Annotated in this window: 18 protein-coding genes; 15 read left to right on the top strand and 3 right to left on the bottom strand. The window is 52.9% G+C overall.

Going from position 1 to position 14,246, the window contains the following annotated elements; genetic code table 11:
- Positions 1-3: 3 nt before the first annotated feature.
- The 10 genes from ACQE3D_RS25485 (at position 4) to ACQE3D_RS25440 (ending at position 7,493) form a co-directional block, all read left to right on the top strand.
- Positions 4-1,938: a PRTRC system ParB family protein gene (locus ACQE3D_RS25485; protein ID WP_427551938.1), complete on the top strand. Its 1,935-nt coding sequence runs from the start codon at positions 4-6 to the stop codon at positions 1,936-1,938.
- Positions 1,939-1,940: 2 nt separating this feature from the next.
- Complete coding sequence (locus tag ACQE3D_RS25480) at positions 1,941-2,372, top strand: hypothetical protein (RefSeq protein ID WP_427551937.1); 432 nt, start codon at positions 1,941-1,943, stop codon at positions 2,370-2,372.
- An 11-nt stretch (positions 2,373-2,383) separates the two neighbouring features.
- On the top strand, positions 2,384-2,599 hold the full coding sequence (locus tag ACQE3D_RS25475; RefSeq protein WP_427551936.1) for a PRTRC system protein C: 216 nt from the start codon (positions 2,384-2,386) through the stop codon (positions 2,597-2,599).
- Positions 2,600-2,773: 174 nt separating this feature from the next.
- The gene (locus ACQE3D_RS25470) at positions 2,774-3,892 is read left to right on the top strand and encodes a hypothetical protein (protein ID WP_427551935.1); all 1,119 of its coding nucleotides are present in this window, start codon (positions 2,774-2,776) and stop codon (positions 3,890-3,892) included.
- Entirely contained in the window at positions 3,885-4,655 is a 771-nt protein-coding gene (locus ACQE3D_RS25465; protein WP_427551934.1) for a PRTRC system protein B, read from the top strand. The genes ACQE3D_RS25470 and ACQE3D_RS25465 overlap by 8 nt, the downstream gene beginning before the upstream one ends.
- A 10-nt stretch (positions 4,656-4,665) precedes the next feature.
- Complete coding sequence (locus ACQE3D_RS25460; protein ID WP_427551933.1) at positions 4,666-5,295, top strand: PRTRC system protein A; 630 nt, start codon at positions 4,666-4,668, stop codon at positions 5,293-5,295.
- A 48-nt stretch (positions 5,296-5,343) separates the two neighbouring features.
- On the top strand, positions 5,344-6,081 hold the full coding sequence (locus tag ACQE3D_RS25455) for a PRTRC system ThiF family protein (protein ID WP_427551932.1): 738 nt from the start codon (positions 5,344-5,346) through the stop codon (positions 6,079-6,081).
- A 93-nt stretch (positions 6,082-6,174) separates the two neighbouring features.
- Positions 6,175-6,402, top strand: coding sequence for a WGR domain-containing protein (locus ACQE3D_RS25450; protein WP_427551931.1), 228 nt, complete (start codon positions 6,175-6,177; stop codon positions 6,400-6,402).
- A 74-nt stretch (positions 6,403-6,476) separates the two neighbouring features.
- Positions 6,477-6,800, top strand: coding sequence for an H-NS family nucleoid-associated regulatory protein (locus tag ACQE3D_RS25445; RefSeq protein WP_427551930.1), 324 nt, complete (start codon positions 6,477-6,479; stop codon positions 6,798-6,800).
- Positions 6,801-6,854: 54 nt separating this feature from the next.
- Complete coding sequence (locus tag ACQE3D_RS25440; protein WP_427551929.1) at positions 6,855-7,493, top strand: hypothetical protein; 639 nt, start codon at positions 6,855-6,857, stop codon at positions 7,491-7,493.
- A 217-nt stretch (positions 7,494-7,710) separates the two neighbouring features.
- Here ACQE3D_RS25440 and ACQE3D_RS25435 read toward each other — a convergent pair whose 3' ends face one another.
- Both ACQE3D_RS25435 and ACQE3D_RS25430 read right to left on the bottom strand, forming a co-directional pair.
- On the bottom strand, positions 7,711-7,962 hold the full coding sequence (locus ACQE3D_RS25435) for a hypothetical protein (RefSeq protein ID WP_427551928.1): 252 nt from the start codon (positions 7,960-7,962) through the stop codon (positions 7,711-7,713).
- Positions 7,963-7,969: 7 nt separating this feature from the next.
- A complete protein-coding gene (locus tag ACQE3D_RS25430) occupies positions 7,970-9,574 on the bottom strand; it encodes a helicase-related protein (RefSeq protein WP_427551927.1) in 1,605 nt (534 codons plus the stop codon).
- A gap of 357 nt (positions 9,575-9,931) precedes the next feature.
- Here ACQE3D_RS25430 and ACQE3D_RS25425 point away from each other — a divergent pair, with 357 nt between their 5' ends.
- The 5 genes from ACQE3D_RS25425 (at position 9,932) to ACQE3D_RS25405 (ending at position 13,967) form a co-directional block, all read left to right on the top strand.
- Positions 9,932-10,915, top strand: a complete 984-nt coding sequence (locus tag ACQE3D_RS25425) for a hypothetical protein (RefSeq protein WP_427551926.1) — start codon at positions 9,932-9,934, stop codon at positions 10,913-10,915.
- 167 nt (positions 10,916-11,082) lie between these two features.
- Positions 11,083-11,661 carry a hypothetical protein gene (locus tag ACQE3D_RS25420; protein WP_427551925.1) on the top strand — a complete coding sequence of 193 codons (579 nt, stop codon included), beginning with the start codon at positions 11,083-11,085 and terminating at the stop codon, positions 11,659-11,661.
- A 73-nt stretch (positions 11,662-11,734) separates the two neighbouring features.
- Complete coding sequence (locus tag ACQE3D_RS25415) at positions 11,735-12,517, top strand: hypothetical protein (RefSeq protein WP_427551924.1); 783 nt, start codon at positions 11,735-11,737, stop codon at positions 12,515-12,517.
- Between the two features lie 184 nt (positions 12,518-12,701).
- Positions 12,702-13,199 (top strand): hypothetical protein, encoded by a 498-nt coding sequence (locus tag ACQE3D_RS25410; RefSeq protein WP_427551923.1) that lies wholly within the window; start codon positions 12,702-12,704, stop codon positions 13,197-13,199.
- 237 nt (positions 13,200-13,436) lie between these two features.
- The gene (locus tag ACQE3D_RS25405) at positions 13,437-13,967 is read left to right on the top strand and encodes a hypothetical protein (protein ID WP_427551922.1); all 531 of its coding nucleotides are present in this window, start codon (positions 13,437-13,439) and stop codon (positions 13,965-13,967) included.
- Positions 13,968-14,020: 53 nt separating this feature from the next.
- Here ACQE3D_RS25405 and ACQE3D_RS25400 read toward each other — a convergent pair whose 3' ends face one another.
- Positions 14,021-14,218 (bottom strand): flagellar protein FlhE, encoded by a 198-nt coding sequence (locus ACQE3D_RS25400; protein ID WP_427551921.1) that lies wholly within the window; start codon positions 14,216-14,218, stop codon positions 14,021-14,023.
- Positions 14,219-14,246 lie beyond the last annotated feature (28 nt).

Raw genomic sequence — 14,246 nt, 5'->3', positions numbered from 1 at the left:
CCAATGGCAAGCGCAAAATCCAAAGCGACCCAATTACCGAATTTAACCTATTTACCGCTGGATAGTATTTCAATCCAAGAGGGGTTCAATCCCAGAGTTTATTTTTGCGACAAGGAAATGCAGGAATTAATCGCATCGATTAAAGCCGAAGGCGTGTTGCAACCGATGATTGTCAGACCGAAACCGGGCGGGGACACATATTGGGTCGTGGCCGGCGAGCGGCGGTATCGGGCCGCCGTCGCGGCGGGACTGTCCGACATTCCGGCCGTGGTACGCCACCTGGATGACAAGCAGGCACGGCTGCTGGCCACCATTGAAAACACCCAGCGAGCCGATATGAGTCCAGGGGAGGAAGCGATCGCCGCCAGACAGGTGCTGAGCGATTGCGGGGGCGATAGAGCGGAAGCATTACGGTTGTTAGGGTGGTCCGCTCAAAAGTTCGAGGGGAGGTTGCTGCTGTTACACGCCTCCGCAGAGGTCTTGAATGCCCTGACGGCACGGACGATTAAACTGGGCCATGCCGAGCTACTCAGCCAATTGCCTACCGACTTTCAAAATGCCACCTTGGCGAAATTGCTCGAGCATCACTATTCGGTGGCCGAACTGAAAGTGCGACTTAGCCAATTTGCCAGACCGTTGGCCAGCGCGATTTTCGATACCGCCGACTGTGCGGCCTGTCATCACAATTCGCGTTTGCAAGCGACGTTGTTCGATGAGCATGTTGAAGAAGGCCGATGCGCCAACCCGGATTGCTTCAACCAAAAAATTCAGGACACGGTTGAAATGGGAAAGCGCGATCTGCAAGACCGGTTCGCGGCCGTGTTCGTCGACACCGAAAAGCCGGCCCACAGCTTCACGGTCGTCATGCAATTGGGCCAAACCGGGGTCGGCAAAACACAGTTGGAAACCGGTTGCCGCCAATGCCAACATTTCGGGGCGTTGCTGTCGACCAACCCCGATTCACCGGGGAAGGTCACCGAAGATTGTTGTTTTGAGCTGGATTGCCACGCTCAAAAAGTTCAGCACTATCAGAAAAGCCTGTTACCGCCGACTTCCTCCAAGGCCGTGGCAGGCGCTCAGGCGGCCAGAAACGTAGCGACCGGGGCGGGTCACCCGGACCCAAACGATCCGGCTAAAAAGCCAGCCACCGCAACCAGCGCCGCTCCGCCGGGTAAAGTGCTCGAATACATCGAAGGTTTCTTCCGCGATACCGGCGCCCAGCACATCGGCCAACATCGGCATGCAAAGTTGTTGGTCAACAGTTTTGCCTTGTACCGACTGATACAAAGCACCTTTCCCAAGGAGGCCTTGCCGGCCGTTCCCGCAACGACGCAAGCGAGTTGGCCAATGTTCGGCAACCTACGCGACTTCATCGACGCCTTCGGTGGTCTGAGCGTTGAAGAAGCGATGGCTTTCAACGAGCGAATGCTGATGCACTTGCTGGGACAGCATGAGCGGACGAATACCACAATGAGCAAAGGGTGGGCGATGGGTTCGGCCGGGGTATGCCGGTTTATGGGAATTGCGCTCCAGGAGGCCTTTATCGTGACCCGCGAGTTTCTCAGTGGCTTTACCAAAGCGGGGATGGAGGGCTTGCTACGGGAAGCGGTCAATGGCAACGGGGTGGGGTTTGTCCGATATTACGAAGGCCTCAACGAGAAAAACACCTTCGCCAATCTGATGAAACAGAAAAATGGCGAGATATTGGATGAGGTATTCAGTTGCGGCTATGACTTTGCCGGATTCGTCCCGGCTTGCGTTATCCAATTCCTGGGAGAGGATAAATCCGTCGCCGTTACCAACGCCACGCACGCGGTCACGACAACCATTGATGCTTTAGGGTTGCAGGCGACCAACGATACCACTGAGCTGGACTGGTTCGATGACGAGCGCATCGCCCATCCTGGCTACACATTCGACCCTGAATTAGAGGTTTAACCATGTTTGCACAGTTCGAAGCAATTTTGGGCGATGGGGAACGCGTCGACTTCTCTATCCGCCGGCAAGGCGATCGTTTGATGGTATTAATTCAACCCTGTTTCAAGGGACCGGAACCCGCGATCGACGACCCGCAATTGGAACAGGTCAGAGCCGCACTGTCGATGCCGCTATGCGTCACCGATACCGCCGCGAATCTGGACCGGGAGTTTCCGTCCTCTTTGTTGCAATACGTGGGCGGGGTATCGGACGGCAAAACAGCGTTGAGTCAGGCGCTATCCCGGATCAAAGAAGCCGGGAAAACGGCAACAACGTTGGCGGCGCCGAGCACGGCTGGGGAGGCCCAGTCCACCGAAGCCACCGCCGAGACGCGCGAAAACGGCACGGCGGCGGTCGGTGCCCATTCTTCAACCGCTAGCAAAAGCTTATTCTGAGGTAAACCGACATGACCGATGCCATCGTTATCAGGCCGACCCGCGTCTTTAAAATGGGCGCTATCCGACTGGCGGACCCCGACCCGACGTTAGCGCCCGCCGAGGCGGTCAAGCTTTATGAAAAAGCCTATCCGCATCTGGCCCATGCCGAGCTGGGCGACCCGCAACTGATCGGTGAGGAATTGCACTTTCCCATCAAGACCCATGACGTTAAGACCAAAGGCTAAGGCGGATCACCTCGCCACGTTGCGCCAGTGGGCCAGCGAAGCGGCAACGACCGACGACAACCCGACACCGGAGGCGATGCCATGCTTTTTATTCCAACTTCGGAAAAAGCACCGTGGGAAGCGCTCGGCGCTGACCCAGGTCGACGCGCGAACCTTGCCCCTGATTTGAACCCGATGTTCAGGGAAATCCGTTTGGACTTCGATTTACCCGCGCTGGCCGGCGAGATGGTCGAACAGCAATCGATCGCGTTATTCCGGCAAAACAGAGCGGTGTACAGCACGGCAATCCTATTGGCGCACGAAATGGGGGTGGTTTCGCTCGACGAGATTGACACCGGTTTTGCCGGCGGACCGTCGGCCATCACCGAGTTATACCGGGAAAGCTTGCAGCGGATCGATGGGCAGCTTAACGCGCTCGCTCAAGCCGTGGTCGGCGAGGATGACGAGGCGTTCGAAACGATCGGCTTCGAATTCCGGGATCGCTCCCTGAGTGACGGGCGTCACCATCAGCAGGTCGATCTGGTATTGGCGGTCAATCCGCGTTTCACACCGTTGAATTTGGTCGAGATAGCGCTGGATTGGGCGAAGGTGGTGATTGGCTGTCTTCGCTATATCCAACAAGCCGGCGGAATCGGCCTCTGTACCAGCGACATTCAGCGGACCGGCGTGGGATTCTATCTCGACGAGGAACTGACCGCACTGCAAAACGCGTTCAATGCCGGCGAGGCCGGCAGCGATCGGGAGCTGGCCGAGCGGTTTCTCGAAGAAGGTCGGCCGCCGTTCAACGAAATCACCGATGAAGTCGATTATTTGGAAGAGCGTATCGGCTTGCTACGGCAGATCATCGAACACAACCCCGAACAGGCCTTCGGCGACATACCCGATTTGAAAGGGATACGCCGGTTTTTTAAAGCCCATAAAACGCAAGCCGCCTATGTCGACCACCCCTGGTGGCCGTTCATTGCCGAAACCCTGGCTTTTAGTCGGTTTGTCGAAAACATTAAGCGGCGCCATCCGCCCGAGTTTTCGATCTTCGAGGCTGATTTCTTTTATAGCGATTGCGGGATTGGCATCAGTCATGCGGTGGGTTTTGGCTTCGACTGGGAGGAAGAACTCGTCGCTCAGCTGTACGAAGATATTGCCAATGCCGGCGAAACGCCGATGAGTCACATGGTGGTAGACCCGCTTGCATTAAACGCGACCGTTGAGAAACTCAGGATACTGGCTAAAGCGCGAGGTTTACTGCGGTTGGCCGAAATCATTGAACTCACACAGCAAGATTACGATGACTGAATTTTTTGCACACTGCGTCGAACCGTCCGCCTGGATTCAACCGTGGACCGCCATCGTCATTCACGAGTTGAAACACCAGGGGGCAGACCCCTATAGCAACGGCACAAGCCAACTGATCGCCTCTGCGCACGATTTTTTTAACGATGGCGACGGCCAGCCGACCGTGGGCGCCGGCCAGTTAATGGGCCGTAACGACCTGGAAAATTTGCTTCGGGAAATCCTGAATCGAACGGCCAGGAAGGCGGAATTATTGCCCGCGTCGGTGGTATCGGTCAGCCATACCCATATCGCCTGGACCACGCCGGCGGCGGTGCGGCCCATGTTGTTTAAGCCGGTAGGCTTGTCGCCGCAAACGCTGAGGGTGCCTTGGCCGCGCTTGCTGATGGTGGCGAACAGTCATGGACAGCTCTCGGTCGCTGCGCTCGCCAGTCGCCGGCCGGTCGCCGCCGGCTCGAAGCTTTACCATGCACCACTGATGAATGTCGACCAACAGGGTAGGGTGTGTACCGGTAATGCGCCGTTGCCGGGCTATTGCGATGGCGGTAGCTTACCGGCCTGGGAAGCGGTGATGTTCGAATCGGCCTTCACCCACGTTAATCATCCGCACAGTCTGAAAACAGGGCAGCCAAAGCGGGTGGTCGAAACCAAGGACGCCTTTGGATTCTGGTCGGACTTGGCCCGGCAACCGGCGGAGCGATTCCCGAACCGCGTCTTAAATCCGCTCAAGCTGTCCGTCACGGACTTCATCAGCCGACACGCCTAGATCGCCAACGATGACAACGGATACCTATTTAACCGATCCGCGCGACCGGATTTTATTTGGCGAAACGCCGACCTATCTGCAACCGCTGTTCGGTGACAAGCTGCCGGCGCCGGCGCTGGGCAAGCACCGCTTTGTGATGGGCCAGGAAGGCGTGGTGCTGGAAGCGGTGAACGAGGCGCTCGAAGTCAGGCTCCCGGTGGCCCGCTCGATCATCCCATTGCCCTACGGTGCGCTGGGTGAACGAGGGATTCGGCTTCGAAACGGGCCATTACCCAGACCGATATTGGAAACCATCGAGTACAAGGCCGCATCGGCGTGCCCCAACGAATGGGCGGGCTGGGTGATTTGGGATGTTGTTCAGCAGCGCTACGTGTTGTTCGAGCCGGCGATCCTCAGCGTGGGATCGGGGCATGTGTCGTATCGCAATCGGATACCCCGCCACGCCGTGCTCGTTATGGACGTGCATTCGCACGGACTCCATCCCGCGTACTTCTCCGAAACCGACGATCTATCCGACCAACAAGGCTTTTACGTGGCCGGCGTGATCGGCCACTGCCAGGGGCCAAAAAGCTACGCCTCCCGAATGAACGTGAACGGTCATTTCTTCGATGGCGTGGATTTCAGATCGCTGTTCCAATGACAAAGGCGATGGCTTTGACCATTCGCAGGACGATTTTATGGGGTCACTATGAGTCAAACGCATTTTAATTTTTATACGCCGACGGACTGGTTGGATAAGCGCGTGAAAATCGCGTTGATCGGTATCGGCGGCACCGGATCGGAAGTGCTGACCAGTTTAGCTCGCATCGATTATGCGATTCGCGAATTAGGCCATGAAGGTTTCCATGTCACCGCGTGGGACGGCGATCGGGTCGAGCGGCCCAATATCGGCCGGCAAGCGTTCTACCCGGCCGATTTGGGCCATAACAAGGCGGTATTAACCATCCAGCGGATTAATTTTTTGTACGGCCAGGATTGGGTCGGTATCCCGGACATGTTTGGTATCGGACACGATAAGCCGGAAGCCTTCGATCTAGTAATTACCTGCGTGGACGTGGCGCAATTTAGAGCCGATTTGAGCCAAGCGTGCCGTTCGAAATATTGTCGAACGCTTTGGTTGGATACCGGGAATGGGTCGCATACTGGGCAAGTGATATTAGGTCGTTTATCGCATCACACCGAGAATCCCATCACGTTGCCATCCGTATTCGATTTTCACCCGGAATTGGAGGGCATGGAGGATCACAATACGCCGTCTTGCAGTATGGAAGAAGCATTAGCCAGCCAAGAATTACCGATTAACCGGGCGATCGCCAATGTGGCGATGCAATTGATTTGGGGCTTGGTCAGACAAGGTGGATTAAACTGGCAAGGAGCTTATCTTGATATTACAAAAGGCTCGCAGATACCGATTAATATCGTGTAAATCCTTTCGAGACAAATGACTATTGGTTTGTTTTGTCGTATATTATGAATCCCATTTTTTGTATCATTGAGACTTCTAATGTGCGATATTTACATGGAACGCCACGATGAGGAATCAAACATTCATCGATTCTATGCCTTGACGGTTTCGCCCGGTATTTTTGACAATTGGTCGTTGGTGCGCGAGTGGGGCCGGGTGGGATCGCCTGGCACCGTGCGCTCTAACTGGTATCGTTCGGAAGAGGAAGCGGTCACGGCTAAAAATGAGTTACTCAGCGCAAAACAAAAAAGAGGCTATTTATTAGTGGGAATATTTTGCTAGGCTTTTTCCGCTTTGAAAGGATTGTGGCAACATGCAATCTGTTTTTTTAACTGTTATCGATCTAAGGAAATGTAATGTCTGTGTCTGAACTTGAAAGTAAATCGGAAGCTGAATTAACCCGTCTTATTCAAAACGCGAATCAAGAACTCCAGGCGAGAATCAGCGAGAAGCGCAAGGATGTGATTCGTCAAATCCGCGCGTTGGCCGATTCAATTAACGTCACCGTGGAATTGATCGAGATTTCCGGCAAGGGTTCGATCGCCAGCAACAGTAAGGTCGCGGCCAAATACCGTAACCCGGCCAATGCCGCTCAAACCTGGACCGGTCGCGGCGTGGCGCCAAAATGGATGCAGGCATTGCTGGAGGCCGGGCGGGACAAAGCAGAGTTTGCGATATGAGATATCCGGTCAATGCGCGGTGCAATGGGTCCCGATACGCGTAAAGACCGAGGTATGATCAGGCGCCGCACGTTCTTGGTGTCGATCGGCGTGATCGTCTGGCTGGGTCTAAACGGTTGCGCGTCGCATATTACGCTAAAACCCGATGCCGACGATAAGGCAAAGAATTACGCGGCCTGCCGGGAACGAGCCGATAGCCTGTATGCGGTGACCCCCCGATATCCGACCCATAGCCGCTATCCTTGGCGGACTTATTCGCCGTATACGCCGGGGTTTCGGTTCAATATGGGGGATTACCTGGACGACGGCGATCTGGATGTGGCCGCCGTTGGGAAATTGCCCTGTTTTCGGCAGTCGCCGCCCGCCGGTGTCGTACTCGACGAACGCATCTGGGGGCAGATTCTGAGAGAACGCGAGTTTTTGACGACCGGCGAATATTTTCAAATGCGCGCTCTGTGCGGCGATCGGTACCAGTTTCTCGATGAATGTCCGGAATATCAAATCCGGGCTGATTTGTGCCAAGAAAAAGGCCGCAATTGCAAGCTTGACATGACCGATCTAACCGACGAAAACCGGAAAATTGCGATGAATGCCTATTTGCGGAGCTTGCTCATTAGAACCTTGCGCCAGGAAGGGCGCATCGATGATAAAGGCCACATCATTCGTGGTAATAGGCCAAATTACCTTCAATGAATAGAGAGAAGGACTGATGAATCAGAATACAATTTCTAAACTGAAAAGAGTCGCGCCGATTTCTTTGATAGTTGCCATATTGTTCGCCATGCGCTATGGCTGGACGTTATTTCCCACCATAACCTTGATGCTATCGGTATTTGTATTGAGCCTAGGTAACTAGCAGGCTGGCGATTTTGATGCACGCCTTATGCTGTCCTCGATAATCCTTGCTGCCTCAGAAGCTATCTTTCCGTTTTAAAAATTCGGTACACGTCGGCTGTCCGTCACTGCCAATTTGCCATTGTGCAGGATAATCATCCTCCTCGATTTGATACAGGGCAGTCTTGCCTGGAATTGTGCAATGCGTTTCCAATTGACACCGCCAACAATATTCCGACATGAATAGATCCCCTTCCATCCCGTTGCTGGGACGGTATTTCTGGCCTGCATCTTCTTTTAGTATTTCAGCTTGATAGTCCGGAAACATCGATACCTCACGTTGACCAACGGTTTAACACCCAGTGAATTTCTTTGAAATTAATCTTGTGGCCAGGAATGAAGCTTTCAGTCTGCCCCGACTGCGCCAGGCCGGACGAACCAATGTCGCCAATGCCTTGTAATCGCATGTTTTCTCGAGCAACGTCGAAGCCATCGGTATAGCGCACCAGAATCTCCAGGCGCTTTAACGAGTCCGGCTCAAGGTCCTTGGGTAAATACAAATCGCAGCGGCCGAACCCGCCGGCCCTGGCCACCCGGCCGCGAATTTGATGCAAGGTATTGAGGCCAAGCCGTTCCGGATGCACGATGACCACGTGGCGTAGTCGTGGTAAATCGATACCGGTCTCGATCGCCGTGGTGCTGATAAGCAGGTCGGCGTCGTTGTCCCGCATCGCCTGCACGGCATTCAGTTTGTCTTGATCCGACAAACGGCCGTGGATATAGCGCACGCGGCCTGGAAAAACCGCATCCCATAGCGCAAAGGCCCCCTCGGCCGATTTACGGTCTTTGGCCAACTGCGCGGACGACTCCGCCAAGGGGTAGACGACCAGGGCTTGATGGCCAGTCTGGATAGTACGCTTAAGTGATTCGAACAGCGGTATGCGGTGCGCTTTGGTTAGTAATCGGGTTTTAACGGTTTTATCGACATGGGGTTTGGTTAAGCAGGAAACGGCCATGCCGGCAAAGGCCACTAACGCCGCCGTTCGCGGAATACAGGTCGCCGTGCAGTTAAGAAAATGGGTGTGCTCGCCGATTAGTGACCGAATTTGAGCGAGCCCGAACTTCTGCGATTCGTCGCAAACCAGAAAATTGATTTGCTTATTTGGCGGCAGACGGTGTAAGAGTGCCGTGGTACCCACCATAAAGCGCGCTGTGCAGGGCGTTTGCGCTTGGTTGCCGAGGATCAAGGCCGGTTCGAGATCCGGCCACCACCCAGCAATGGCTTGTTGCGTTTGCACGGCGAGCGGCTGATTCGGGCATAACCAGGCTACCGTGCCGCCGGATCGAAAAACCGCGGCCGCAGCGGCGGCAGCCACATAGGTTTTTCCGAAGCCCACGTCGGCGGACAACAAGCGGTTCATCGGGGTGTTCGAACGCAAGTCTCGGCAAATATCCTCGACCACTGCTTGCTGCTCCGGGGTGGGCGTTAGGGCGGCTTCCGAGAACAATTTAGCGGGCAACGCCGGGGCGATCGGTATGGCCGCATGCCCATTCACTGGCCGTTGTGCCTCACGTTTCGCACGACTCAATACATGGCCTGTCGCCACCAGCTTGAGCAATTGAATCGCTTTGCCGCCTAATTCCACCGTCTCCGGCTGATGGATGGCAGTTAACAAGGCGGAAAGCCTACTATCCCCATTGCCGTTGAGTACCAAGCCGATTTTTTCCGATTCTTCGGCCACGCTCCAATTAAGATCCTCCAACAGCTTTTGAGCACAGGCCGGTATCGCCTCCGGCAACAGGGTTTGCATCGTCTCGAATACCCTAGCGGAATGGATGACGCGAGGTTTTCCTGGATAAACCGGTATCACCCGGCCCAATTGGGTTTCATCCACCCATTCGGGATTTTTGAGTTGCGGTCGACCCGAAAAAAAACTCATCGTTCCGGTCATGGCCACGGTGCTATGTTGCTTGTTGCGAAAAAACCTTCCACTTGCACACCCTTGGCAGCATTAGTTGCACGATTACAATGCTATAAGTTGCACACCAACTGCGCCAACTTGCACACCCTGCTGACCCACTGCGTCAGGAAAATGCCAATACGCCTGTCAATAGTCTTATGTCGACGATACCCCGCAACAGCAAACTCAAGAACCGACTCCGTTACGGTCAATTATCATTATTAATTTGTGTACAGGCGATGCGTATTTTTTGCGTATCGCCTTTGTTGACGTATTTAAAAAAAGAACCTGTTGCCGCTAAACTATGTAGTTAGAGTTTTTCTCGAAATTGGAGAAATGTATATGACCAGCATTAATGTATCGAACACTGCAGCATCTCCTTCGGCCATTTCGCAGAAACGAAGTGCTTCGCAACCGACTGAAAAACAAGGCAACAACAGTTCGGCTTCATCCAAAAGCACCACTGACACGGCGACTTTTAGCGGGCATGCAATGCTTTTGTCGAGGTTATTCCACACTAGTGATCCGAACGCCACCCCCGAGGTCGCGACGGTGTTTACGACCAATAACCTGAGCGGTAATTCCGCCAGTTTCCTTACGCAGTCGGACAGAAAGCTGATGGAACGCGCCTACGAGTATGCGCAGTCCAGCGGCATGGATTTGGAACAAGTCGATAATTTTGCGTTTGATTTGGCAAACTACCGCTTCCTACAGGCGACGGGTAATAACACCGGGGAGATCGCCGGCCAATCAGGTATCTATGACGCGGAAGGTAATCCTTGGGTAGGCAAATACAATCCTCAAGACGCTGAGCAGGTCAAACGGATATTGACCAATCCCTCAATAGAATCCACCGACATCGACAAAGGTTTTTTGGCCTATTTGCTGAACCCGCAAATCAGTGGTTTGACGCACGCCGTTAGCTTTGAAGCATTGGAAAAATTCATTCCCGCGCTGACCTCGCAAAATAGCCAATCGACCGATAAAGCGAGGCAATCGTTTATCCCGTCCGACCCAGGCTTGGTTCAAGCCTTGTACCGTATCGATCATCCCTATCAAGGCGCCAAATGGGACGCCGGGGCCAACGTCCCAAACAATGCCTCCGATCAACCGTGGCAGCATCTGAGTAAAACCGAGCGCAAACAAATCATGGCAGCCTATCAACTGGCATTACTGCATTCGGCCGACGCTAGTCTTAACCTCATCGAGCAGATGTCGCGCTTATCCGGAATCGCTAAGATGCAGCAAAATCCGGCTATCGAACCTTCCGAGGTAGCAAAATTGCTTGCCGAAACGATGGCTATCGACACGCGGGTTTAGTTTAAGCTGCCGCCCAGATGTTTTAACGCGGCTTCCGGCAAATTCTTGCCGTTTTTTAGTTTCTCGGGCATTGGGAATCTCGCTGTGCGCCGGTAATCATGGCGAACACTAGATGGCATGGGCATTGCATCACGTTTGAGCAAGCCGATTTGTCACAGGAGACGCCCATGACATCTACCATTCAAGCCTTAGCCAACCATTTTTCGTTCAATTACACCTCATTCAACGCCCAGCGGACCGTGCAAACGCATAATGGCCCGCGAAGCCAAACCGCTACGCAAGACACTGTCAGCATCAGCGACGCCGGCCGGCGAGCGTTGACAGCCAACACCGACACTCAAGCAAACGCCACGTTCCAGCAACTCATGACAGAAAAAACCGCCGGACAAAACTTTCTGCGCAACGCCGCTTTGGCGAATCCCCATTCCAGCGACTTCGAACAATTTGCCTACGCTCTGGCACACGAACCGCTATTGGACGGGCAAGGCGGTGGTGGTTTGATTAGCTTGGGGGCCTCGCCGAACGATCCGCTGCATTACACCAGTGGTGAACTGGTCACCGAAGAAAGCAAAGCCTACTTCACAGAGCAGGCCAGCCAATACCGGCAAGCGGCGGTTAAGTTGTACGATTCAGCCAAGGCGACTGGCGTTAGCGCCGGTGAAATCGTCAATCGCTTGTACGACTTGCAAGCGCAACAGCCGGCCCGATTCCGGGCCATGATGATGTGGCCGGCAGCAGCCGGCTGACTTGCGCTTTCCCAGTTTATTCAAACGCCACCGCCCATTTTTATAGCAGTCTGCCATCTGCAAGGAATAAGCCATGAATATTCAAATCGTCAATAACACCATGCCAAACGCCATCCAACAGCGCCATTTGATTCAAAGTCCGGACGCGAATTTTTTCACCGACTTTAAAGCTGCCTATGCGCGATACCAATCCGCCCCGCCAACCGGCTCGTCGTCGGACGCCGCTACACAAAACGCAACCACCACCATGGCGGATGTCATGGGCTTGACTTACACCGAAATGGCTGCAGTGCGCGGCACCAGTGCCAACGATCAGACCGCTTACGCCGCCATTTTAAATCGCGCCTATAGCCAAGGCGGCATGGAAAATCCGGTCGCGTTTTTGCAAAGCCTGACGCCGCAAGAACAAGGCGTGGTACAGCGCGCGCATTGTCTGGCCGAGCCCTTCGACGCCTCAACGATGAGTAAGGAAGGCGCTTACAATCTGTTGCTGCCGGAAGGTTATCAGGTCGATTTCAATCACGATGGCATTCAGGAATTCGGCGCGGGTAAAACCATCACCTTTCCGCCGCTCGACGCGCCGGAACAAGTCAAGCAAGCGTGGTTAACGGCGACGCAAAACATGGATGAAGGCGACATGATGACATATCAGCTTCAGATGCATATCATGCTGTATGGGATCAACGTCAACGACCAAACCAGCAAAGCCTTGGCTCCTACTGATCAAATCGACAGCTACCGCGAGGGCGTTGATAAATTTCTGGCCTGGCTGGAATACGCCAAAGCCTCGACACCCTCCGATCAATATGCACGTGACAAGGCATTTTTTAGCGATATGAAAAGGTTGCTGGCGTAAGCACATTAAGGCAAAGCAACCCCACAACCGACAAGAATTTGCAGCCACGAGGCATCCAGGCCAGGCTAACGGATCAGCCAATTATTTTTACTCAAATATTCTTCACTCCGGCCGACAACTGTTCAGACGGCAGAAGGTTTCCTAAGCGTTGTGCTCAAACCTCAAACCGGTTTAAGGAGTGTAAATGCAGATTGGTCCAAATTCATCCCAACATCACTATCGTTTCTTGGAAAAAGTCGATCCCATGCCTTGGCAAAATCGATTCAAAACCGCTGATAGCACGCCAATCGGCCAGCGGTTTGACGTCATACAAATAGCCTTGAAACCGGATGAACTGAAACAAAAACTGGCGAACGTGGATTTGCACAATATTTCGCCGCATGACCTCGCCGTGTTGGGCGGTTATTTGAATTTCAACGGCGAGATTTCCGACAATGCCACCGGGGAATTTCTGGTATTGACGGTCAACGATGACCAATACGATTTGAATCCTGATAAGCCGATCGATGCCATCAAAGAATACGAAAGGCGCTATGCCCTCGTTAACCGCGCGATCGACAGTGGCGAACAAGGCTGGGACGACGCCAGGCGCTTTTTAGGCAATGTGCTTCACACACTCTACAATCTGGACAATGCCATAACGTCGTTAAGAGTTGGCTCACAGATCGACGCCAACGCGTGAAATTTGGCAATTGACGAAGCTCGGAATGTTAAAAATTTAGAGCCCGAAAGTCGGGCCGGCAATACGGCAAAACATTGCCGCTTAATATTGATGCTAGCCTTAACTGGCGGCAAGCCGATGCCGAAAACAGCCATCAGAACGCCATAAAACTGTCAAAATTCGCTGGCACAAATCATGCTGCTAATTTAAAAACTGATTTTGAATGTTTGAATTACAGGTTTAATAAGGAGATAGAGCATGTTTGTAAACACGACATCGAATACGCACCCGACTTACGGCACCTCATCCGTTGCCCGCAATTATCAATCTAACTCGGCCAACAATATCGTCGCTGGTAATACTGCGAGTAGCGGTGATAGCGTGCAAATAAGTGGCTCCGCATATAAGGCTTTAAACGACTCAAATGCCACAACATCAGATGGCGTTAAGCTTATCTTTGATCGAGTAAATAGTGACCCAGAATTTGCAAAGGAGATGGCTAGCGTATATACATACTCTAGAGATTTTGAGCTTGTAGATTTAAATGATTTGCCTAGCCTAAGTGACACATCGGCCATGTCCGCATATACTCAACACGTCAAGAGCTTTGAAAATGAAGCAGATAAAATTAGGGACCAGCGAATTCAGATTTATACTGAAATGAAAGGCAGTGGAGCTAGTGACGCAGATATATTTAACAAGATTATGCAGTTTAATAAAAATTTGCCGGAAGATTACCAATTAAAAACGGGCCTTGATAAATATAGCCAATATTTAAAATTTACATGATGATTCTAAAAACCGCCTTTATATTTAAAAATATAAAGGCGGTTATGTCATACTTAATATTCGTAGTTCACAATGACCTGATCGACTTGACCATAAGCAGGCGGAGATACCGAGCCAGAACCTGCGACTCCGAACGCATAAATCATTTTTTTGTTCGCAAGACGTCCATTGAAGCTTGAAGTAGAGCCACTTCCAGTACTGGTTACATTTATACAAGCACTTGTTGTATCGTGGCACAGGTAGACTATCAAGCCGGTCGGATAGCGGGATACCTACGCC

Origin of the sequence: Methylomonas sp. MS20 (assembly GCF_050275925.1) — a bacterium.
GTDB lineage: Bacteria > Pseudomonadota > Gammaproteobacteria > Methylococcales > Methylomonadaceae > Methylomonas > Methylomonas koyamae_A.
Note: the sequence above shows the minus strand (reverse complement) of the source record. Positions and strands in the feature narration are given on the sequence as shown.